The following is a 21,276-nucleotide window of genomic DNA, read 5'->3' as shown; positions in this document are numbered from 1 at the left end:
ATGTCAGGACAGCGGTGGCAGCTCCGTGACCGAGGCGATGAAGTCGGCAATCGCCGTGGTGTCGTCGAGGTCGAAGACCGGCAGATCGGTGTCCTCGACGCGGTGATCAGCCGCGATCGCGCGGATGTGCGGATCCGTTGGTGCCAGAGGTTCTCGGTTGGCGGATGCTTCCCGACGCGCTTCGATCTTCGGGACGGGCTCTCGCTTGTAGCCTTCGATCAGCACGAGGTCGCAGGGGCCGATGCGGGCGAGGATTTCCTCGAAACTCGGTTCGGGAGCGCCACGCAGCTCGTGCATGATGGCATAACGGGTTCCGGACACGATGACGACCTCGTGGGCGCCGGCCTCGCGGTGCCGATAGCTGTCGGCACCGACCTTGTCGATGTCGAAGTCATGATGGGCGTGTTTGATGGTCGAGATCTTGTAGCCGCGCCGGGTGAATTCCTCAACCAGCCGCACGGCAAGCCCGGTTTTTCCGGAATTTTTCCAGCCGGCAATGCCGAAAATGCGCGGGGTTTTGGTCATCTTGAACCCTGATCGACGATGGCCTCGGCGATTGCGAGGTCGTCGGGCGTATTGATGTTGAAGAAGGGGTCGACTGGACCAAAGGGCCCTTCGTAGGGGTCGAAATCCACAACCTCCACCGGGTGGCGGGCGACGTAGTCGAAGACGCGGCGATGCTTCGGGTCATCAAGCCAATGTTCGAGATCCTCTGCCAAAGCGACCGGCCAGAGCGCCGTGATCGGATGGGTGCGGCCGTTGCTGGCTGCCAGCACGATCACTTCGCTTCTCGCGACTTCTGCCAGGCGCATCACCAGATCGCTGGGCAGGAAGGGCGTGTCGCAGGGGGTGGTCAGGAGATGCGTCGCCGCATCAGGTAATTCGGTAAATCGCTTCATGCCTGCCAGCACTCCAGCGAGAGGACCGGGCCGGTCGGGACGCGTGTCCGGGATCAGCGGGAGACGCGCTGCAAGCGGATGTCCTTCAGAAGCGTTGAGGTAGACTGCGGAAGCCTGCGGCTGCAACCGTTCGGCCACCCTTAGGGCTAGCGGTATCGCTCGCAGTTTCAGTTCCGCCTTGTCTGCGCCCATTCGGCGTGACAGGCCGCCAGCGAGAATGACGGCGGGAGGTCGGAACTCGTGCGTCATAGGCTCACCGCTCTTCCCCTGGCGCAAAGCGCAGGAAAACGACCGCGACAAGTGCCAGAATGCAGCAGGCGAGCATGACGAGAAGCAAGGGCATGGCGCCGGTTTCGACCGACAGGATTCGGGATGCAAGCCAGGAGACGAAGGCGCCGCCGCCCATGGTGATCGCGCCACCGAGCCCGGAAGCCGAGCCCGCGAGTTCCGGCCGGACGCTGACGATGCCGGCATTGGTGCTCGGCAGGGAGAGGCCATTGCCGAAGCCGACCACGACCTGCGGGGCGAAGAAGGCTAGATAGGAGACATATCCCTGGGCAAGCAAGATGATCGGAATGGCGGCGCCGACCAGGGCGACCACGCCGCCGACCAGCATCATCATGTCTATGCCTGCGCGGCGAGCGAAACGTCCGGACAGATAGTTGCCGGCGATATATCCAGATGCGATGAACATGAATTGCAGGCCGAGCATGCTGGGCGTCAGGTCCATCAGTGTGCCGCCGACGAAGGGTGCACCGCCGAGAAAGGCGAAGAAGGCGCCAGACGTGAAGGTGCCGGCCATGGTGTAGCCCCAGAAGCGGGGGGACGCGAGAAGCCGTGGCCAGGCCCGGAACTGCTCGGAAAAACTGCCGCTCTTCTGGCGGTTGGTCTCGCCGAGATCGCGGTAGACGAGCAACAGGACGGCAAGTGCTGCAATCAGGATGGCTGCGAAATTCGAGCGCCAGCCGAAATTGTCGCTGAGCACGCCGCCGAGCGTCGGGCCGACCATCGGGATGAGCGTCATGCCCATGGTCACATAACCGATCATCGAGGCCGCTTCGTCCATGGGGACCATGTCGCGGATGATGGCGCGGGAGAGAACGAGACCCGCGACCACAGCCGTCTGGATCATCCGGGCGAATGTCAGGACCTCGATCGAACTTGCCAGCAGGCAGACCAGCGAGGAAACGATCAGGATCAGCAATGCGCCGATCATCACCGGTCGCCGGCCATAGCGATCCGACAGAGGGCCGATGACTAGCTGCACCAGCGCGGTCATCGCAATATAGCCTGAGACCAGGACCTGCACACGGTCGTAGTCGACGCGCAAATCGAGGGCCATGGCCGGCAGCGCCGGCAGAAAGATGTTCATTGTCAGGGCCGACAATCCGGCAATCGCCACGAGACTGACGATATGCGGGGCCGTGGTCCTGTCGAAAAAGCGAGACTGTTGCTGCACGCTCAAATGTCCTTGCACTGCAAACGAGATCAGCCCGGGGAGGCCGGATCGGCGCGGCGGGCGAGGGCCGCCTTCCGCTTGCTCTCGCGATAGAATGTGTAGAGGCCGGAGCCGATGACAATGGCAGCGCCGACGACCATCCAGACATCCGGCACTTCGCCGAAGAAGAGCATACCGAGCAGAACCGCCCAGAGCAGGCTGGTGTAGCGGAAGGGCGCGATGAAGGAGATCTCGCCAGTGCGCATGGCCATGATGATCGCCTGATAGCCGGCAAACAGGAAGACCGAGGCAAAGGCGAGCTTGCCGAGCGCGCTGCCGGACATCGGTTGCCAGCCACCAAAGGCTGGAATGAGCAGCAGGCCGGCAAAGGAGATGGAGGCTGCGGTGAAAAGGGTGACCGAGAGCGACGAGATGCGCGGATCGATCCGGCGGGTGACGAGATCACGGCCGGCTGCGGTGATCACGCAGAAGACGATGTAGAGCGAGGCGAGCCTAAAGCCCTCAGGGCCTGGCTGGATGATGACGAGCACGCCGATGAAGCCGAGACCGATCGCCGTCCATCGACGCCAGCCCACGGGCTCCTTGTAGAACAAGGCGGCGCCAAGGGTCACGGCCAAAGGCAGAGACTGCAGGATCGCCGAGGCATTGGCCAGCGGCACCTGGCCGAGTGCTGCGAGAAAGGCGACGGCTGCGACCGTCTCGAAGGTGATGCGCAACAGGATCAGCGGCTGCAGGATGTTCTTGATGTGGTCGAGCGCACCCATGCGGCGCGCAACGATATAGACCAGAACCGCGGTAAATGCGCCGCGCACGAACATGATCTGCGCCACGGTCAGTTCAGCGGTTACCGATTTCGTCAGAGCGTCGTTGAAGGTGAAGCCCGCCATCGAGATCGCCATCAGAAGGGCGCCTCGGGTGTTCTCGGATAATGCCATGCTCGATTCCCGTGCGTACCCGCCGGTTCTAGACCAAGGAGCACGCGCGAGAAACCTTATTCCCGCTGTTATGGCCCTGAAACGATGCTGCAGTGCCAAAAACGCGGTATCCGGTTAACCTTTGCTCAAACTCCCGAAGACAAGCTCGCCGATGGAACTGCATGAGGCGGCTCCTTTCCTTCGATCCTGCGCGATGACCTCGCGGGATTTCGGCCTTCCCGAGGGTCTCATGAGTTTTATTGATCGTCTCCTGCAAAGTCGCAGGATCGTCACCAAAGTTTTGCTTTTTGTTGTTCCTCTCGTTCTGCTCATGGCCGGTGTCGGCCTCCTGGGCTATTGGACTGCGACCACCCTCAACGGGCATATGACCGTCACGCGTGCCACGATCGGCAATATCAGTGATCTGGAAAAGCTGCAGCAGGGCCTGCAGGAGTTCAGCCTCGATCCGACAGAGGAGAGCAGGGCGGCTCTTCTTTCGGCCATCGACAGCCAGGACAGGGGGCTCGGCGTGCTGAATGGCGTGCTCGCCAAGCAGGCTCAGACCGTCGACCTGTCGGCACTGACGCAGTTGCCGGTCCAGATGCGGGCTCAGACTTCAACCTTGTGGGACAACAAGACCGCGCGCGAGGAACTGGATTCTGGCCTGAACGCGGCCGTTGCCGCCTTGCAGGCGGAGGGCCAGCAGATCGTCAAGCAGGTCGATTTCGTCCGCGACGATCTTGCCGGCAAGGAGCGCTTCGCCAAGGAATTGCTGTTCGACGCCTCCGCCTTCAAGTCGCTGCTTGATCGTCTCGGCAAATTGCGTGTCGGCGTGCAGATGGCCTTCACACCGGAAGAACAGCTCGACGAAGCGAAACTCTATCTCGCTCCGATGCAGAAGGATCTGGCCAAGGCGAACGAGATCGCCTCCGAAAAGGGCAAAGTCCTTGTTGGCGAGGTCGGTGCCGCAATCGGCAAGATCGAAACGATCCTTGCCCTATCCAACCCGGTTGATGCCAAGGCCCGGGAACTCGGCCTTGTGCTGTCCGAACTCGTTGAGATCGAGCAGAAGATCACGTTGCAGGCCGCCAAAAACAGCGATGTCGCCGCCGACCGTTTCGTCAGCCTCGACAGACTCGTTGCCGAACAGAAGGAGCTGATGGCCCTCGTCGATACCGCAGCACTCGGAGTGGCGACCATCGAGTTGCGGGTGCAGCAGATGCTGGGTTCGCTCGACGACGACCGCCGCATCGTCGTCATCCGCGAAATGGACGCTCTTCAATCTGTCGCCGGCCGGATCTCTGAACTTGGCGCCAAGAACAGTGCACTGCGCGACTTCCCCCAAAAGATTGCACCGCATCTGGCGGCAATCACGGAGATGTCCCAGGCTAGGCTCGACGCCGGGCGTAGCTGGCAGAACGAGCGACTGGCCGCCAATGCGGCCGTTTCTGCCGCCATGGAATCGCTGCGAAATTTCGTCGCCCAAGCCCAGGAAATCGGCCGCGAGGACAGCGAACGGTCGGCGACGATTTCCGTGATCACCATGGTCGTCGGCACCCTGCTTGCGATCATCGGCGGTCTGATGCTGGTCGAGACACTGCGTGCGCCGCTGAAGCGGATCACCGGCGTGATGTCGCGACTGGCGAGCGGCGACCTGTCCGTCCCGATCGAGGGCCGCAATCGCGGCGACGAAATCGGCGATATGGTGCGGTCGGTCACCGTTTTCCGTGATGCGGCGCTCGAAAACCGGCGACTGGAAGAAGAGGCTGAAGCTGCGCGCACGCGCTCGGAGCAGGAAAGCGCGCAGCGTGCCCAGGACCGGGCCCGCGTCGAGGCCGACCAGCGGTCGGCGCTCGAAGCGCTGTCCTCGGTGCTTGAGGCACTTGCCAACGGCCAGCTCAACGTCTCCATGCGTGACGACCTGCCGGCCGATTTCGTCGCCATGGCCTCGACATACAACCAGGCGGTCGAAGCACTGCGTGCGACGCTCGAAGAGGTTCGCGCGGCGAGCGTCGACATCAATGCCGGAACGGAGAACCTTGCGGTGTCTGCCGATGATCTTGCTCGCCGGACCGAACAGCAGGCGGCGGCGCTTGAGGAAAGCGTGAGGGCGCTCTCGCATCTGAGCGATGTCGTACGCTCAACAGCCGACGGGGCAGGGCGTACCGCCCAGTCCGTGCAGTCGGCGCGTGATCACGCCCGCCAGTCCGGCGTGGTGGTCAAAAAGGCGGTTGAGGCCATGGCTGAAATCAGCCGTTCCTCTGAGAAGATCTCGACCATCATCGGCGTCATCGACGAGATCGCCTTCCAGACGAATCTGCTGGCACTGAATGCGGGTGTCGAAGCGGCTCGGGCCGGCGAGGCTGGTCGTGGCTTTGCTGTCGTCGCGCAGGAAGTGCGTGACCTTGCTCAGCGCTGCGCCAATGCGGCGAAGGAGATCAAGACGCTGATCTCAGTCAGCGGCAATCAGGTCAAGTCGGGTGTCGAACTCGTCGAGAACACCGGTGTCGCTCTGCAGTCGATCATCGATCAGGTCGAAGAGGTGCAGTCGCTGGTGGAACGCATTTCGGCGGCGACCCGTGAGCAGTCGACCGGCATTAGCGAGGTGACGTCTGCCGTGCGAGATGTCGAGCTGATTACCCAGCAGAACGCCGCCATGGTTGAGGAGAACAATGCCGAGATCCAGGGGCTGCGCCAGCGCGTCGATATCCTGATGCACAAGATCTCGCGCTTCCGCACTGACACTGAGCGCGGTGCGCCACAGGCTTATCGCCGCTCGGCGTAACTGTGAAGAGCAAGCCGGCGGCACTCAGCCGCCGGTGACGCTCATGTGGCGGGCCACCGCTGGTTTGCGGTGGTTGCGATCGATGATGAAGTCGTGGCCCTTGGGCTTGCGCGAAATCGCTTCGTCGATCGCGGCAGAAAGATAGGCATCGTCGTCGGAGGCGCGCAGTGCGGTACGCAGGTCTGCGGCATCATCCTGACCGAGGCACATGTAGAGCGTGCCGGTGCAGGTCAGCCGGACACGGTTGCAGCTTTCGCAGAAATTGTGGGTGAGCGGCGTGATGAAGCCGAGGCGCCCGCCGGTTTCCTTCACCTCGACATAACGGGCGGGGCCGCCGGTGCGGTAGGGAATTTCGTCGAGGGTAAACTGTTCTTCGAGCCTCTGACGCACGAGGGAGAGCGGCAGATACTGGTCTGTCCGATCCTCGCCGGTCTCGCCCATGGGCATGGTCTCGATCAGCGTCAGATCCATGCCTTCGCCATGGGCGAAGCGCAGCAGCTCCGGGATCTCGTGTTCATTGAAATCCTTCAAAGCGACAGCGTTGAGTTTGATGCCGATGCCGGCGGCCTGGGCCGCGCGAATGCCTTCAAGCACCTTGTCGAGTTCGCCCCAGCGGGTGATTTCCTTGAATTTTGCAGGATCAAGCGTGTCAATGGACACGTTGATGCGGCGAACGCCGCAATCCGCAAGCTCTGCGGCATGGCGGGCGAGCTGCGAGCCGTTGGTGGTGAGGGTCAGTTCGTCCAGACCGCTGCCGAGATGGCGGGAGAGGCCGCGTACGAGATGCATGATGTTCTTGCGCACCAGCGGTTCGCCGCCTGTCAGGCGTAGCTTGCGCACGCCCTTGGCGATGAAGGCGGAACAGAGCCGGTCGAGCTCTTCCAGTGTCAGGAGATCCTTTTTCGGCAGGAAGGTCATGTTTTCCGCCATGCAATAGGTGCAGCGGAAATCGCATCGATCGGTGACAGAGACGCGCAAGTAGGTAACCGACCGGCCAAAGGGGTCGATCATCGGGCTTGCTTGGTCAACGAGCGGTTCTGCATGGCGCCAATCGGCGGGGCTATGATCCAAAAAACTCTCCCGGGTGTTTGGATCAATGTGGTGCCAAGCCTTGCAGGCGTCAAGTTGACACCGGCCCGTTGCATCAATTCGGATTGCAAACGGCGCGGGATCGACCTAGGTCTGCGCCAACTGCCTGGAACACTGCGAGGACTGCATGACCGAGATCTGGCCGACTGAACTGAAGGTGTCCAAGGACAGGCGCCTGCTGACCGTGAGCTTCAATGACGGTGTCACAGCTGTGCTTCCTGCCGAGATGCTGCGCGTGCTGTCGCCCTCGGCAGAAGTCCAGGGTCATGGTCCGGGCCAGAAAGTCACCGTGCCGGGCAAGCGCAATGTCGCAATCCGGCAGATGGTGCCGACAGGCAATTATGCCGTTCGCATCGCCTTTGACGACGGCCATGATACCGGCATCTTCACCTGGATCTATCTGCGCGAACTCGGTGAGAGCGGCGGCGAAAAGTTCGCGGCTTACGAACAGGAACTGGCAGAGAAGAAACTCAGCCGCGATCCTCGCTGAGGTCAGGATCGACCAGAACGTCGGACGAGAGCATGCGCTGGATCAGGAGGTCCATCGTCTCGGCGAGGCGTTGGCAGTCGTCGAGCGGCGTTGCAGACAGTGTCCGCTCGATGAGTTCCGTCTGGATCTGCATCGCCTTCTCGCTCAGGCTCCGGCCCTCTTCCGTCAGGAAAAGTCTCAGCACCCGCTTGTCCCGCTGGTCGGCCCTGCGCTCGAGAAGCCCGCGCTTTTCCATCTGCGGCAACAGCATGCTCATATTGGAGCGACCAACCAGAAGCTTGCGGGCGAGTTCCTGCTGGGAAATCCCCTCGAACCGGTAGAGATTGACCAGGATATCCAGGTGCGGTGGCTTGATGTCGAGCGGAGCGAGCGCGCGTGCGAGTGCCTGCTGCATCAGCTGGCAGGCGCGCGCTACCGATATCCAACTGCGAAAACGAGGATGGTCCCAGGGGAAGGCTTGCTTTTCGTTCATTCTTGTACTTTGTTGTTCAGCATTGAACATTATGATGGGATTCCGACTATGCCATCCTTTCCTCTCAAGGTCACCCGCCTGGCTTTCGCGCAGCTGGAGAAGGTCTCGCCGACCGTTGCCGGCCGGATTGCCTTCGAGCTTTTCTGTCGAACCCCGAGCCGCCGCCCGAAAGGCGAAAAGGCACGGCAGGTCTTCATCGCCGGACGCAGTCGGCTGCGTCAGGCCTCGACCGTTCGTCTGGCGCTGACGCGCGGCATGGCCGCCGCCCACCATCTCAGCTCGCAGTCGGGGAGCGGTTCTGCCCCAAGGTTTCTTGTGGTCCACGGCTGGGGCTCGCGTGCGGAGTATCTCTCCGAAATGGCGCTCGGATTGCGTGAAACGGGTGCCGAAGTGGTGGTCCTTGACCTGCCGGGGCACGGTGCGTCCAGCGGCCGCCGGCTCGACCTCAAGATTGCAGCCGAAGCCATCGTTGCCGCCGAGCGCCATTTCGGGCGGTTCGATGGCGTCGTCGGCCACTCTTTCGGTGGTGCCGCCGTCATGATGGCGGCAGGGCGCGTGTTTCCGGAACTGCAGCCGCTAAATGCGCCCAGGATCGCGCTGATCGGCTCACCTTCCAGCATGGGCGAGGTGTTCAACGGTTTTGCTGCCATGGTGGGGCTTGGGCGTGGCAGCGTCGGCGCCATGCGCAATCGGGCCATGGATCTGGTCGGCGCGCAGGTCGAAGATCTTGATGGTGTCGCGGTCGCACGACGCATCGATCGGCCGCTGCTTGTGGTGCATGCCGAAGACGACAAAGAGGTCAATGTCGGCCATGCGCAGCGCTATATCGGCGTGTCGCCGCATATCCGCCATCTCTGGGCCAATGGCCATGGACATCGAAGGATCGTCAGCGCGCCGGAGGTCATCGCCGCGGTTGCTTCCTTCCTCGCCGGCGCAGAGGGCGTGTCGAGGGCCGGGGACCGCAAGGTGTCATAGAACTGTCATTGCTCTTGCCTAACCCGGGGCTGCCGCTAGGCTCGGCGGTCGGAGTGAGGAGTTCGGCATGACAGTGATAACGACGGTCGAGGACTTGAAGGCGATTTATGGCGAGGCAGGAGAGGCCTCGACCGCCAAGGTGACTGCCTCTTTGACCTCGGCTTACAGGACGATGATCGAGCGCTCGCCCTTCGTGGCGCTCGCGACCGTCGGTCCGGAGGGCCTTGATTGCTCGCCCCGCGGCGATCGCGGCGCGGTGGTGCGGATAGAAGACGACCGGACGCTCGCGCTTCCGGACTGGCGCGGCAATAATCGCGTGGATTCGCTTTTGAACATCGTGCGGGACCCTCGCATTGCACTGATGTTTCTCATTCCGGGCTCGGACAGTGTCATGCGGATCAACGGCCGGGCTGTGGTTTCGGTCGCGCCCGAACTTCTGGAAAGCTTTGAGATGGATGGACGCCATCCGCGAAGCGTCGTCGTGGTGACGATCGAGGAGGCATACTTCCAGTGTGCGCGGGCCGTCATGCGGGCGGAGCTGTGGAATGCCGAAAGGCAGGTCGCGGCCAACGATCTGCCGACGCCTGGTGACATGCTGAAGGCTGCAAAGCAGGACTTCGATCGCGATACCTATGATCGCGAATGGCCTGACCGTGCAGTGAAGACGATGTGGTGATCTCCGGAAGGGATCACCGTTTGTAGATCAGCCAGCTCTTGGTGAAGTCCTTCTTCATCCCGTCTTCATAGGGCTTCGTCCGGTTCCTGCCGGCATTCTTGGCGCAGTAGAGGGCGATGTCGGACTTCGCGTAAAGTTCGCCGGCATCTTCAGCATCTGCGGCCATGGCGAACCCGAGCGATATGGTGATCGGGCCGTAATTGACGCCGGTCTTGGAGTTCTTGAACGGCGTCGTTTCAAGCGCAATGCGGACACGTTCGCAGGTCTGGAAGATTTCCTCTGCGGTGTTGCCCTCGATGATGATCGCGAACTCTTCGCCACCTGTGCGGGCGACGAAGCAGTCCTTGCGGACATTGCTGCGGATCACGGTGGCAACTGTTGCGAGGATCTTGTCGCCGACCGGATGGCCGTAGGCGTCGTTGACCTTCTTGAAGTTATCGATGTCGGCGAGCACCAGAGCCGCCAGCGGTCTGGCATCGCTCGTGTAGACGGCGGCGAGCTTTTCGTCGAAGGCGCGACGATTGGCAATGCGCGTCAGGGAATCGGTGTTGGCAATTCGCTTGTATTCGTCGAGTTCGCGACGGACTTCGTCCATCTCCTTCGACCGTTCAGACATCTGCACGACGGTTTGTTCGCCATGCGCCATGGTCGAGCCTGTGGCTTCCGTCAGGATGTTGATGGCGCTGCGCAGGATGTCGGTGCTGTTCGTGCTCTTCGAGTTGATCCGGTGATAGGTTTCGCCGAGGAGCCGGTTGTAGCTTTGCAGTGATGTCTGTTCCTGCTGCAGCAGGCGCAACAGTCCATCCAGCTCGCCGATCAGCTTCGAATGGGCGTTCTCGATGGCGCGGCCCTGATGATTGCCGAAATACTGCTCTCCGAGCGCGTCGAGCTCGTCCTGCGTGGCACGGCTACCAAGTGCTGCCAGCTCGCGGGTGAGAGACGGATTGGAGCCGATATAGGCTTCATAGAACAGTTCATAATTGCGCGGGATCGGGGCGACCCCCATCGAGCGCATTGCGTATGTGATCTGTGCCGCAACGTCAGGTACCTGCGTCTTTGGCGGTGTTGCCGTGCTCATTCGGCCAACTCCAATTGTGGTCACTCGAGACATTCAAGGGTCCAAAGATTCAATTAGCGGCAAATGATTTGAAAATGTTTAATCTTCTCGCCATGAGAAGTGACGGGCGCGAAATGAGCGCTTAGCGCCCACTTTCACAACATCTTGTAAAACAAGCGGTAATTTACCGTTGCGGAGGTTTCCCTCCGCAACGTGCGAGCATTGTTTTCGACGAATTTCAGCCGAGATTGAATTCCTGGAAGAAATCGTTGCCCTTGTCGTCGGTGACGATGAAGGCCGGAAAGTCTTCGACTTCGATCTTCCAGACGGCCTCCATGCCGAGTTCAGGATACTCCAGAACCTCGACCTTCTTGATGCAGTCCTGGGCGAGACGGGCGGCAGGGCCGCCGATCGATCCCAGGTAGAAGCCGCCGTGGGTCTTGCAGGCCTCGCGCACGGCGCGCGAACGGTTGCCCTTGGCCAGCATCACCATAGAACCGCCGAAGGACTGGAACTGGTCGACGTAACTGTCCATGCGGCCGGCGGTGGTCGGGCCGAAGGAGCCGGAGGCGTAGCCGGTCGGGGTCTTGGCCGGACCGGCATAATAAACCGGATGGTTTTTCATGTAGTCCGGCATGCCTTCGCCTTTTTCCAGGCGGTCGCGGATCTTCGAATGGGCGAGGTCACGGGCGACGATGATCGTGCCGGTCAGCGACAGGCGCGTCTTGACCGGATGCTTGGTCAATTCGGCGAGGATCGCGCTCATCGGCTGGTTGAGGTCGATCTTGACGACCGACGCGGAGAGGGCGGTGTCGTCGATCTCGGGCAAGTATTTCGACGGATCTGTCTCGAGCTGCTCGATGTAGATACCGTCCCGGGTGATCTTGCCCTTGGCCTGACGGTCGGCGGAACAGCTGACGCCGAGGCCGATCGGCAGCGACGCGCCGTGGCGGGGCAGGCGGATGACACGGACGTCATGACAGAAATACTTGCCGCCGAACTGAGCGCCCACGCCCAGAGACTGGGTGAGCTTGTGGATTTCCTTTTCCATCTCCAGATCGCGGAAGGCGTGGCCGCTCTCCGAGCCTTCGGTCGGCAGGTCGTCGAGATAGCGCGCCGAGGCGAGCTTGACGGTCTTCAGCGTCATCTCGGCGGAGAGGCCGCCGATGACGATTGCCAGATGGTAGGGGGGACAGGCTGCCGTACCCAGCGTCAGGATCTTCTCCTTGAGGAAGTCGATCATCCGGTCATGGGTCAGAAGCGACGGCGTTCCCTGATACAGGAAGGTCTTGTTGGCCGAACCGCCGCCCTTCGCCATAAATAAGAACTTGTAGGCGTCCTCGCCCTCTTCATAAAGATCGATTTGGGCGGGCAGGTTGGTCTTGGTGTTCTTTTCCTCGAACATCTTGATCGGTGCGAGCTGCGAATAACGCAGGTTGCGGCGCTCATAGGCGTCACGCACGCCCTCGGCCAGTGCGGCGTAATCCTGCCCGTCCGTCCAGACGCGGCGGCCCTTCTTGCCCATCACAATTGCGGTGCCTGTGTCTTGGCACATCGGCAGAATGCCACCGGCGGCGATGTTGGCATTCTTCAGGAGGTCAAAGGCGACGAAGCGATCATTGTCGGTTGCCTCAGCATCTTCGAGGATGGAGGCGAGCTGCTTCAGGTGGCCGGGGCGTAGGAGGTGGTTGATATCCGAGAGTGCGGTTTCGGCGAGCAGGCGCAAGCCCTCGGGCTCGACCGTCAGGATATCCTGACCCTTGAAGGTTTCGACAGAGACGTAGTCGGACGTGATCTTGCGGTAGGGGGTCGTGTCTTCGCCAATTGGGAACAGATCGTCTGCCATCACGGGGCCTTTCGTGGCATCAGCTTGGAGTTTGCGGTGGTTTAAGCGTTAGCCCTTAAGATTTCAATGCGCCGAAAGCCGAAGGCTCAAGCGTTGACAGGGCGGCCGCGTATCTGAAAAACCCCGGCCCGGACACGCGTTGCGTGCGTTGGATTCGGAGGTGCATCATGGGCTTGAATGTAACGCAGGGAACGAGCTGGCGACGATCGATCGTCGTCAAGATTTTTCTGGTCTGCTTCGTCTGCATCCATATCCCGTTGATCGCCTTGCTGCTCAACTTCGGCACTGGCGCGAGTTCGAACGCGCTGTCCGTCGGCCTTGTCGTTCTGGTGGCAACGCTGATCGGTACGATTGCCTGCCTCGCAACGATGTGGTGGCTGACGCTACCGCTGCGAAACCTCGCGAGCGCAATCAGCCAATACCGCGCCGGCGGCACCTTCACCGAGGAAAAGCTGAGTAAACACGGCGAAGACGAGATTTCGGTGGTCACGCGGGCCGTCTGCGGCATGGTCGGGGAGATTTCGGCACTTGCGGAACGGGTGAACGGACAGCCGGCACTTGATCCGCTGACCGGTCTCTTGAACGCCAGCGCCGCTTACGCGGTGCCGCTACCGCACCTTCCCGGTCAAGTCGACGGTGGCATCGACATCATCGTCGTAGTCTTCGAACTGGAGACGATCGAGGCCCTGAGTGCCAGGCATGGACGCGAGTTGGCCGATCTGGCGCTCGTGGCCGTCGGCGATCTGGTGCGCCAACATTTTGCGCCTCGACAGATTGCTGCACGCATGTCGGGAACGACCTTCATGCTGCTTTTTGCCGATGACGCGCCCGCCGTGGTCCATGCCTGCTGCGAGGCCATTCGGAGAAGCGTCGAGCAACTTGAAGTCGGCCCGCTCTCTCCGGGCAGCCTCAAGCTGACCTTTGGCCTTGCTCCACGCCGGGGTGATGAAGCAATGGCCGACCTCCTGCACAGAGCGGACATGGCGCTTTTCAGAGCCAAGGATACGCTTCGCACCGGACTGGAGACATTGAAGCCCTGAAGGCGAGGGGCTCGTACCCCTCGCGTCTTGCGGACCTGATGACAGGCGTCACTGCGGTCCGATCATCAGCTCCGGCCGCACATATTGGTCGAATTCCTCGTTGGTGAGATAGCCGCCGCCGACGGCCTCCTCGCGCAGAGTGGTGCCGTTCTTGTGGGCTGTCTTGGCGATCTTGGCGCAGAGGTCGTAACCGAGCTTGCCGTTGAGCGCCGTCACCAGCATCAGCGAATTCTCGACGCCCTTGCGGATGTTGTCCTCGCGGGCCTCGATGCCGACGACGCAATTGTCGGTGAAGGAGACGGCGGCATCGCCCAGAAGCTGGACCGATTGCAGGAAGTTGTAGGCCATCATCGGATTGTAGACGTTGAGCTCGAAATGGCCCTGGCTGCCGGCGAAGGTGATGGCCGTCTGGTTGCCGAAGATGTGGGCGCAGACCTGGGTGAGGGCCTCCGACTGGGTCGGATTGACCTTGCCCGGCATGATCGACGAGCCGGGCTCGTTTTCCGGCAGCGCCAGTTCGCCGAGACCGGCGCGGGGACCCGAGCCGAGGAAGCGGATGTCGTTGGCTATCTTGAAGAGAGCTGCGGCGGCTGCATTGATCGCGCCATGGGCAAAGACCATGGCGTCATGGGCTGCCAGCGCTTCGAACTTGTTCGGTGCGGTGATGAAGGGCAGGCCGGTGATCTTGGAGATTTCGTCCGCCACCTTCTCGGCAAAGCCGATCGGGGCGTTCAGGCCCGTGCCAACGGCCGTGCCGCCCTGGGCGAGTTCGTAGAGGCCGGGCAGGGTGATTTCGATGCGCTTGATCGATGAGGCGACCTGAGCGGCATAACCGCCAAATTCCTGACCAAGTGTCAGAGGCGTCGCATCCTGCGTGTGCGTACGGCCGATCTTGATGATGTGCGCAAAGGCTTTCGCCTTGGCATCCAGCGCGGCGTGAAGGTGCTTGAGCGCCGGCAGCAGATGATGGACGACATGTTCTGCCGCCGCGATATGCATGGCCGTCGGATAGGTGTCGTTCGACGATTGGCTCATGTTGACATGATCGTTGGGGTGAACAGGCTTTTTCGAGCCCATCTCGCCACCCAGCATCTCGATGGCGCGGTTCGAGATCACCTCATTGGCATTCATGTTCGATTGCGTGCCGGAGCCCGTCTGCCAGACCACAAGCGGAAAGTGATCGTTGAGCTTTCCGTCGATCACCTCCTGGGCCGCGGTGACGATCGCATCGCCGAGAGCAGGATCGAGCTTTCCGAGCGCCATATTGGCGCGCGCGGCCGCCTGCTTGACGATCCCCAGCGCTCGCACGATCGGCAGCGGCTGCTTCTCCCAGCCGATCTTGAAGTTGCCGAGCGACCGCTCAGCCTGTGCGCCCCAATAGCGGTCGGAGGCGACCTCGATCGGGCCGAAAGTGTCGGTTTCTGTGCGATGGGCCATGGGTTTTCCTGCCTGTGAGATGGTGGGTCTGGCTGGTAACGGAGCGGTGCTTTGCATTTAGGGAGCGACGCATGTGATGCAAGCCGATGAACATAAGTAGACAAATCATGTCAAGTAATCTGTGGTGCCGCTCACGCATGCCTGATGTCGGGCGGCTGTGTCCTTTCCGGCACGTCTCACGACTATTTGTCCGCGGCTTGAAAGGGTTCGTCCGTCGTCTCTGTGCGGGATTTGTTAACGTCAATCAAAATTTAACGAATATTTCCATTTAGTTTGCGCTGAGGCGATGGCGGAAATCGCCGGTCGGGTCACGCAAAGTTGAGGCCGACGGGTGAACCCGCATGACATTGTCCAACTTTTCAATGAAATGCCGATCCGCTAGTGATCCGCGCATGGCCAAACGCGCCGCGAGTCCTTTTGTGACTCGGACCGGGAGATGGAACAGAGAATGACGAGAAACAGGAAATTCGCAGTCACCGCACTTCTTGCTGCGACGACTGCGGTCGGAACTCTTCCGGGCGATGCTGCCGCCACCACGCTTCTCGATCTTCTCCGGGGTGGGCCCGGACGCCAGGCAAAGGAGCAGGCAGCTCCCGCCTCGCTGGAGAGCCAGGCCCAGGGCGGCCTCGAAATGGGCGATCCCGAGCCGCTGCCGAAAATCGCCGGCCCGCGTTACTATACTTACAAGCCCGAGGCGCAGCGCGCGATCAAGATCACGCTGCCGGTGACGGAAGCGGCAGCCGGATCGACTGAAGCACCTTCCGCAGAAGTGCTTGGCGCCCGCCGTTTTCTGTCCGATGTCTCCGTCCGCGCTACGGATGAAGTCGCCAAGACCGTTGAGGCCTACTACGGCAACCCCAACAAGCCGCTGATCTGGACCAGTGAAGACGGTATTTCCGAGCGCGGTCGCGCCATGATGCCGGCGCTCGCAAGCGCCGACACGGTCGGTCTGTCGCCGGACGATTACCTTGTGGCGATGCCGGCCGAGACCGCCGACCCGACGGATCCCGAAAAACGCCAGCGCGAACTGATGGCCTTCGAGGTTGCTCTGTCCGCCAAGGTTCTCACCTACGTCCAGGACACCACGCGCGGCCGGATCGATCCGAACAAGATCTCCGGCTACTACGATTTCAAGCGCAAGGGCGTGAACGTTGCGCCCGTGCTCGACATGCTGCGCATGAGCCCTGACGTCGCGGCCTATCTGCGCAACCGCGATCCGAAGAGCCCGCAATTCGTGGCACTGCGCGACGAGCTCGCGCGACTGAAGGCCGAGGATGCTAAGGCCGACACGCAGACCATCACCATTGCGCCCGGCACGCTTCTCAAGCCTGGCCAGAGCAAGCCGGAGACGGCGCAGGTCATTGGCGCCCTGAAGCAGGTCGCTTCGGACGCGGTTCTCACGCAGCATGCTGCGACGCTGACAGCCTATACCGGGACGCCGGAATACACCCCCGAACTTGTTGCCCTGGTCGAGCAATTCCAGGAAGAGAAGGGCTTGAAGCCGGACGGTGTCGTTGGTCCTGCAACGATCCGGGCAATGACCGGTCACACCAATGCCGAGAAGATCGCCAAGCTGCAGGTCGCCATGGAGGCGATCCGTTGGCTGCCGGCCGATCTCGGTTCGCGTCACGTCTTCATCAACGCACCGGCCTTCGAGGCGACCTATGTCAACGAGGGCAAGGAGCAGCTGTCGATGCGGGTGGTTGTCGGTTCGAAGGCGAACCAGACCTATTTCTTCCAGGATCAGATCCAGACCGTCGAGTTCAATCCCTATTGGGGCGTGCCGAAGTCGATCATTGTCAACGAGATGCTGCCGAAGCTCCGGGCCGATCCGTCCTATCTCGATCGTCTCGGCTATGAGGTTTCCTATGGTGGCCGTAAAGTGGCCTCAAGCCAGGTCGACTGGAACGCCACCCATGCGGTCGATGTGCGCCAGCCGCCGGGCGGTGACAATGCGCTGGGCGAACTCAAGATCCTGTTCCCGAACGAACACGCCATCTACATGCACGACACCCCGTCGAAGAGCTACTTCAACAGGGACATGCGCGCGCTGAGCCATGGTTGCGTGCGTCTCTCCGAGCCGCGAGTGATGGCGGCAGCCGTCATGGGCACGACCGTCGAGGAGATTGGCAAGCAGATCGCATCGGGACAGAACCGTGCCGTGCAGGTGCCGGAGAAGATCCCGGTCTACGTCTCCTACTTCACGGCCTGGCCGAACAAGGATGGCGTGATCGAGTACTTCGATGACGTCTATAGCCGCGACGACTTTACGGGCAAGGCGTTCAAGGCGACGACCGACGCGCGTGCGCCGCGCGTCTGAGTTTGCGATCGGATTTGTGGCATGACGGATGGCGGCCCCTCGGTCCGCCATTTGCATTTTGGCCGTGTCAGTCAACCAGCTGTTCGACGAGTTCGACCGTGAGTTCGTCGAAATGGCTGATGATGCGCGAGGCGCCGAGCTCTTTCACCGGTACGTCCGAATAGCCGAAGGGCACCGCGATCGAGGGGATGTTGCCATTGCGGGCGGCCATGATGTCGTTGATGCTGTCACCGATCATCAGGACCTTGCCTGGCTGACCGCCGGCACGCTCGACCGTCGCAAGAATATGCGCCGGATCCGGTTTGCGAAAGGCGAAGGTGTCGCCGCCGGTGATCGTGGCGAAATAGGCTGTTAGTTCCAGACGCTCGAGGAGCGGGAGCGCCAGTCGCTCCATCTTGTTGGTGCAGACAGCGAGAATATAGCCAGCAGCCTTCATTCGCTCGAGTGCCTCGATCAGCCCGGGATAGGGGCGGCTCTTGCCCGGCATGCCGACTTCATAGTGGGTGATGAAGCGGTCGAGCAGGGCAGGGATCTCATCTTCTGCAATCGGTGCGCCGCGCAGGGAAAAAGCGCGCTGGATCATCACGCGCGCGCCCTGGCCGACCAGATGCGTCAGGTCCTCGTAGCTCACGGGTGCGAGATCGCGGGCCGCGATCGTGTGGTTCAGGCTTTCAACGAGATCGGGTGCGGTGTCGATCAGGGTACCGTCGAGGTCGAAAACGATGGTCGTGGTGGTCAAGCCGGCTCTCCCGAGACAATTCCAATGTGTTCGCGGGTTATGGGAAATCCTCTGAAAAGGCAATGTCGCATGGCGATGCAGGGCTTTCACTCGGTCGAGGAGGCGTGTAAACAGCTTCCAACGAAACGGACGGGAGCTTTCGGCGCATGGACGCCCGCGAAATGAAGATCAAGGCCGCAGCCGCGGCGCTGGAGCATGTTGAAGACGGCATGCGTCTTGGGATCGGAACCGGTTCTACGGCCGAGGAATTTGTTCGCCTGCTGGCCGAGAAGGTCGCCGGTGGGTTGAAGGTGCAGGGTGTGCCGACCTCCGAGCGTACGGCGCGTCTCTGCCTCGAACTCGGCGTTCCGCTGAAGTCGCTCGACGAGTTGCCCGAGCTCGATCTGACCATCGATGGCGCTGATGAAATCGATCCGCAGTTCCGTCTGATCAAGGGTGGTGGCGGTGCGCTGCTGCGTGAGAAGATCGTCGCTGCGGCTTCGACACGGATGATCGTGATTGCCGACGAAACCAAGCTGGTCGACACGCTTGGGGCGTTCCCGCTGCCGATCGAGATCAACCCGTTCGGCCAGGCATCGACCGTCTTGGCCATCGAACGTCTGGCATCCGAACTGGGCCTGTCCGGACCGATGAAGCTCAGGACCCGGTCGGATGAAAGCCTGTACATGACGGATGGCGGTCACCTCATTCTGGACGCATCTTTTGGCCGCATTCCTGATGCAGACGCACTGGCAAGCCGGCTCAATCAAATCCCCGGCGTGGTGGAACACGGCCTTTTCATAAACCTGGCATCGCTTGCAATCATCGCCGGACCGGCAGGTGCGCGAGTGCTGGAGCCGAAGAACTAACAGGAGCATAGAATTTCATGATCAGCTTTACGCGTATGGGCCGCTTCGCCTCGATCGCCGTGATTGCCGGTAGCGTCATGCTGGGTGCGGTCTCCGCCAAGGCCCAGGATGTGCCGGCAGAGCATCTGCAGGCTGCACGCGAGGCGATCAGCGCACTCGGCGTGACCGATCGCTTCGATGCCATCCTGCCGAACATCGTCGACCGGCTGACCGCCCAGCTCATCCAGGCCTATCCGAATCTGCAGGACGTCATCTCGGCGAAGGTCGAAGAGGAAGCCCTCAAGCTCGCCGCGCGCCGTGCCGATCTGGAGCGTGAAGCAGCCGTCGTTTACGCGAATGCCTTCACCGCTGCGGAACTGAACGAGATCTCCGCCTTCTACGGCAGCGAAACGGGCAAGAAGCTTCTCAAGGATGGTCCGATCGCCACCCGCGAACTGCTGAAGGCCGCGGATATCTGGACTGCCGGTATTGCACGCGATCTGGAACAGCAGGCGAATGATTCGCTGCTTGCCGAGGTCCAGGCAGAACAGCCTGCCGCTGAAGCGGCGCAGCCGTAAGTCGACCAGCGTTGATTTTTAAGCCCGGGCGAAAACCCGGGCTTTTCTTTTTGTGCTCTCGCCTCCTATATCAGGCGCAGTTGCAGCAAGAGCCCGACCGGGCAGGAGATCCCCCATGAGCCAATTCGACTATGACCTCTTCGTCATCGGTGGCGGCTCCGGCGGGGTGCGCAGTGCGCGGGTCGCGGCATCCCTCGGCAAAAAGGTTGCAATCGCAGAAGAGTACCGGTTTGGCGGCACCTGCGTGATCCGGGGCTGCGTGCCGAAGAAGCTGTTCGTTTATGCGTCGCAGTTCCACGAACATTTCGAAGATGCCGCGGGCTACGGCTGGACCGTCGGAGAAAGCCGGTTCGACTGGCCGTCGCTGATTGCGGCCAAGGACAAGGAGATAGCGCGCCTCGAAGGCCTCTATCGCAAGGGGCTGGATAACGCCGGCGTCGAAATCCTGGAGACGCGCGCCGAATTGACCGGGCCGCATAGCGTTCGTCTGGTGAAGTCCGGCAAGGAGGTGACCGCCGAGCGCATCGTCGTGGCCGTTGGTGGTGCCGCCAATCCCCATGCCGCACTTCCTGGCCACGAATTCTGCATTTCCTCCAATGAGGCCTTCCATCTGGAGGCGCTGCCGCGATCGATCCTGATCGCCGGCGGCGGTTATATTGCGGTGGAGTTTGCCAACATCTTCCACGGGCTTGGTGTCGAGACGACGCTGATCTATCGCGGGGCGGAAATCCTCAGCCGCTTTGACCTGGACATGCGGCGCGGCTTGCACGAGGCGATGGAAGCCAAGGGTATTCGCATCATCTGCCATGACCACATCCAGAAGGTGTCGAAGTCAGCCGCCGGCAATCTGGAAGTCGAGACGATCAACAATGGTCGGCTTGTCGTGGAGCAGGTGATGCTGGCGCTCGGCCGCGATCCGAACACGACGGGCCTTGGGCTCGAAGCTGCGGGTGTGGAGACCAACGAGCGCGGTGCGATCGTGGTCGACAGATATTCCCGCACCAATGTGCCGAGCGTCTTCGCGCTCGGCGACGTCACGGATCGTGTCCAGTTGACCCCCGTCGCCATTCACGAAGCGATGTGTTTCATCGAGACGGAGTACAAGAACAATCCGACGTCGCCTGACCACGAACTGATTGCCACCGCCGTCTTCTCGCAGCCGGAAATCGGAACGGTTGGCCTCTCCGAAGAAGCCGCGGCGAAGAAGTTCGAGGAGATCGAGGTCTATCGAGCGCAGTTCCGCCCGATGAAGGCGACGCTGTCGGGGCGCGCCGAGAAGATGATCATGAAGCTGATCGTCAATGCGGCCGATCGCAAGGTTGTCGGCGCGCACATTCTTGGACACGACGCCGGCGAGATGGCGCAGCTTCTCGGCATCACGCTGAAGGCCGGCTGCACCAAGGATGACTTCGACCGGACCATGGCGGTTCATCCGACGGCAGCGGAAGAACTTGTAACCATGTACACGCCGAGCTACCGGATCAGGAACGGCGAACGGGTCTGATCCGTCGCCGCTCTCACGCTCGGCAGGCATTGCGGGCCTCGAAAAGGCCCGCCTTCGCCACTCAAAGTTTCGAGATGAGATCCAGGCCCAGAACGGGTGCCGACAGGGCGGCGAGGCTCAGGAGAGAGAGCAGGATGATCCGCAGTCTGCGGCTCTTTCGGGTTTGTAT

Annotated in this window: 19 protein-coding genes; 9 read left to right on the top strand and 10 right to left on the bottom strand. The window is 61.5% G+C overall.

Going from position 1 to position 21,276, the window contains the following annotated elements; genetic code table 11:
• Positions 1 to 3: 3 nt before the first annotated feature.
• From mobB to GH983_RS10205, 4 genes are read right to left on the bottom strand one after another with little or no spacing between them, the layout of a single operon-like run.
• Positions 4 to 525 carry a molybdopterin-guanine dinucleotide biosynthesis protein B gene (mobB, locus tag GH983_RS10220; protein WP_069041198.1) on the bottom strand — a complete coding sequence of 174 codons (522 nt, stop codon included), beginning with the start codon at positions 523 to 525 and terminating at the stop codon, positions 4 to 6.
• Complete coding sequence (gene mobA, locus GH983_RS10215; protein ID WP_069041199.1) at positions 522 to 1,148, bottom strand: molybdenum cofactor guanylyltransferase MobA; 627 nt, start codon at positions 1,146 to 1,148, stop codon at positions 522 to 524. Before mobA ends, mobB begins: the two co-directional genes overlap by 4 nt.
• Before the next feature lie 4 nt (positions 1,149 to 1,152).
• Positions 1,153 to 2,358: a multidrug effflux MFS transporter gene (locus GH983_RS10210; RefSeq protein ID WP_069041200.1), complete on the bottom strand. Its 1,206-nt coding sequence runs from the start codon at positions 2,356 to 2,358 to the stop codon at positions 1,153 to 1,155.
• A 29-nt stretch (positions 2,359 to 2,387) separates the two neighbouring features.
• Positions 2,388 to 3,293 (bottom strand): DMT family transporter, encoded by a 906-nt coding sequence (locus GH983_RS10205; RefSeq protein WP_153762346.1) that lies wholly within the window; start codon positions 3,291 to 3,293, stop codon positions 2,388 to 2,390.
• Positions 3,294 to 3,522: 229 nt separating this feature from the next.
• On the opposite strand from GH983_RS10205, the gene GH983_RS10200 reads away from it, so the two are divergent.
• The gene (locus GH983_RS10200; protein WP_194842815.1) at positions 3,523 to 6,057 is read left to right on the top strand and encodes a methyl-accepting chemotaxis protein; all 2,535 of its coding nucleotides are present in this window, start codon (positions 3,523 to 3,525) and stop codon (positions 6,055 to 6,057) included.
• A 24-nt stretch (positions 6,058 to 6,081) separates the two neighbouring features.
• Here GH983_RS10200 and moaA read toward each other — a convergent pair whose 3' ends face one another.
• On the bottom strand, positions 6,082 to 7,068 hold the full coding sequence (moaA, locus tag GH983_RS10195; RefSeq protein WP_246727560.1) for a GTP 3',8-cyclase MoaA: 987 nt from the start codon (positions 7,066 to 7,068) through the stop codon (positions 6,082 to 6,084).
• A gap of 205 nt (positions 7,069 to 7,273) precedes the next feature.
• On the opposite strand from moaA, the gene GH983_RS10190 reads away from it, so the two are divergent.
• A complete protein-coding gene (locus GH983_RS10190; RefSeq protein ID WP_153762343.1) occupies positions 7,274 to 7,636 on the top strand; it encodes a gamma-butyrobetaine hydroxylase-like domain-containing protein in 363 nt (120 codons plus the stop codon).
• Here GH983_RS10190 and GH983_RS10185 read toward each other — a convergent pair.
• The gene (locus GH983_RS10185; protein WP_054151039.1) at positions 7,617 to 8,108 is read right to left on the bottom strand and encodes a MarR family winged helix-turn-helix transcriptional regulator; all 492 of its coding nucleotides are present in this window, start codon (positions 8,106 to 8,108) and stop codon (positions 7,617 to 7,619) included. The two genes, GH983_RS10190 and GH983_RS10185, sit on opposite strands and share 20 nt — an antisense overlap.
• A 48-nt stretch (positions 8,109 to 8,156) precedes the next feature.
• On the opposite strand from GH983_RS10185, the gene GH983_RS10180 reads away from it, so the two are divergent.
• A complete protein-coding gene (locus tag GH983_RS10180) occupies positions 8,157 to 9,083 on the top strand; it encodes an alpha/beta hydrolase (RefSeq protein WP_153762342.1) in 927 nt (308 codons plus the stop codon).
• Positions 9,084 to 9,150: 67 nt separating this feature from the next.
• Positions 9,151 to 9,759, top strand: coding sequence for a pyridoxamine 5'-phosphate oxidase family protein (locus GH983_RS10175; RefSeq protein ID WP_153762341.1), 609 nt, complete (start codon positions 9,151 to 9,153; stop codon positions 9,757 to 9,759).
• A gap of 13 nt (positions 9,760 to 9,772) precedes the next feature.
• On the opposite strand, the gene GH983_RS10170 is transcribed toward GH983_RS10175, so the two are convergent.
• Together GH983_RS10170 and GH983_RS10165 are read right to left on the bottom strand one after the other, a co-directional pair.
• Entirely contained in the window at positions 9,773 to 10,837 is a 1,065-nt protein-coding gene (locus tag GH983_RS10170; RefSeq protein WP_054151036.1) for a GGDEF domain-containing protein, read from the bottom strand.
• Positions 10,838 to 11,054: 217 nt separating this feature from the next.
• Positions 11,055 to 12,662 (bottom strand): fumarate hydratase, encoded by a 1,608-nt coding sequence (locus GH983_RS10165; protein ID WP_153762340.1) that lies wholly within the window; start codon positions 12,660 to 12,662, stop codon positions 11,055 to 11,057.
• A 167-nt stretch (positions 12,663 to 12,829) separates the two neighbouring features.
• Between GH983_RS10165 and GH983_RS10160 the strand changes: the two genes are divergently transcribed.
• Positions 12,830 to 13,702, top strand: coding sequence for a GGDEF domain-containing protein (locus GH983_RS10160; protein WP_153762339.1), 873 nt, complete (start codon positions 12,830 to 12,832; stop codon positions 13,700 to 13,702).
• 48 nt (positions 13,703 to 13,750) lie between these two features.
• On the opposite strand, the gene fumC is transcribed toward GH983_RS10160, so the two are convergent.
• Positions 13,751 to 15,139, bottom strand: coding sequence for a class II fumarate hydratase (gene fumC, locus GH983_RS10155; protein WP_054151033.1), 1,389 nt, complete (start codon positions 15,137 to 15,139; stop codon positions 13,751 to 13,753).
• Positions 15,140 to 15,587: 448 nt separating this feature from the next.
• Between fumC and GH983_RS10150 the strand changes: the two genes are divergently transcribed.
• Positions 15,588 to 17,459 (top strand): murein L,D-transpeptidase, encoded by a 1,872-nt coding sequence (locus tag GH983_RS10150; protein ID WP_153762338.1) that lies wholly within the window; start codon positions 15,588 to 15,590, stop codon positions 17,457 to 17,459.
• Positions 17,460 to 17,526: 67 nt separating this feature from the next.
• On the opposite strand, the gene GH983_RS10145 is transcribed toward GH983_RS10150, so the two are convergent.
• The gene (locus GH983_RS10145) at positions 17,527 to 18,198 is read right to left on the bottom strand and encodes an HAD family hydrolase (protein WP_153762337.1); all 672 of its coding nucleotides are present in this window, start codon (positions 18,196 to 18,198) and stop codon (positions 17,527 to 17,529) included.
• A gap of 146 nt (positions 18,199 to 18,344) precedes the next feature.
• Between GH983_RS10145 and rpiA the strand changes: the two genes are divergently transcribed.
• From rpiA to gor, 3 genes are all read left to right on the top strand, one after another.
• Entirely contained in the window at positions 18,345 to 19,046 is a 702-nt protein-coding gene (gene rpiA, locus GH983_RS10140) for a ribose-5-phosphate isomerase RpiA (RefSeq protein WP_153762336.1), read from the top strand.
• 17 nt (positions 19,047 to 19,063) lie between these two features.
• Positions 19,064 to 19,603: a DUF2059 domain-containing protein gene (locus GH983_RS10135; RefSeq protein WP_054151029.1), complete on the top strand. Its 540-nt coding sequence runs from the start codon at positions 19,064 to 19,066 to the stop codon at positions 19,601 to 19,603.
• A 115-nt stretch (positions 19,604 to 19,718) separates the two neighbouring features.
• Positions 19,719 to 21,107, top strand: a complete 1,389-nt coding sequence (gor, locus tag GH983_RS10130; protein ID WP_069041208.1) for a glutathione-disulfide reductase — start codon at positions 19,719 to 19,721, stop codon at positions 21,105 to 21,107.
• Positions 21,108 to 21,276 lie beyond the last annotated feature (169 nt).

This window comes from Agrobacterium sp. MA01, from assembly GCF_009650195.1.
Taxonomy (GTDB): domain Bacteria; phylum Pseudomonadota; class Alphaproteobacteria; order Rhizobiales; family Rhizobiaceae; genus Allorhizobium.
The sequence above is the reverse complement of the archived record's forward strand: the minus strand, read 5'-3'. Positions and strand labels throughout refer to the sequence as shown.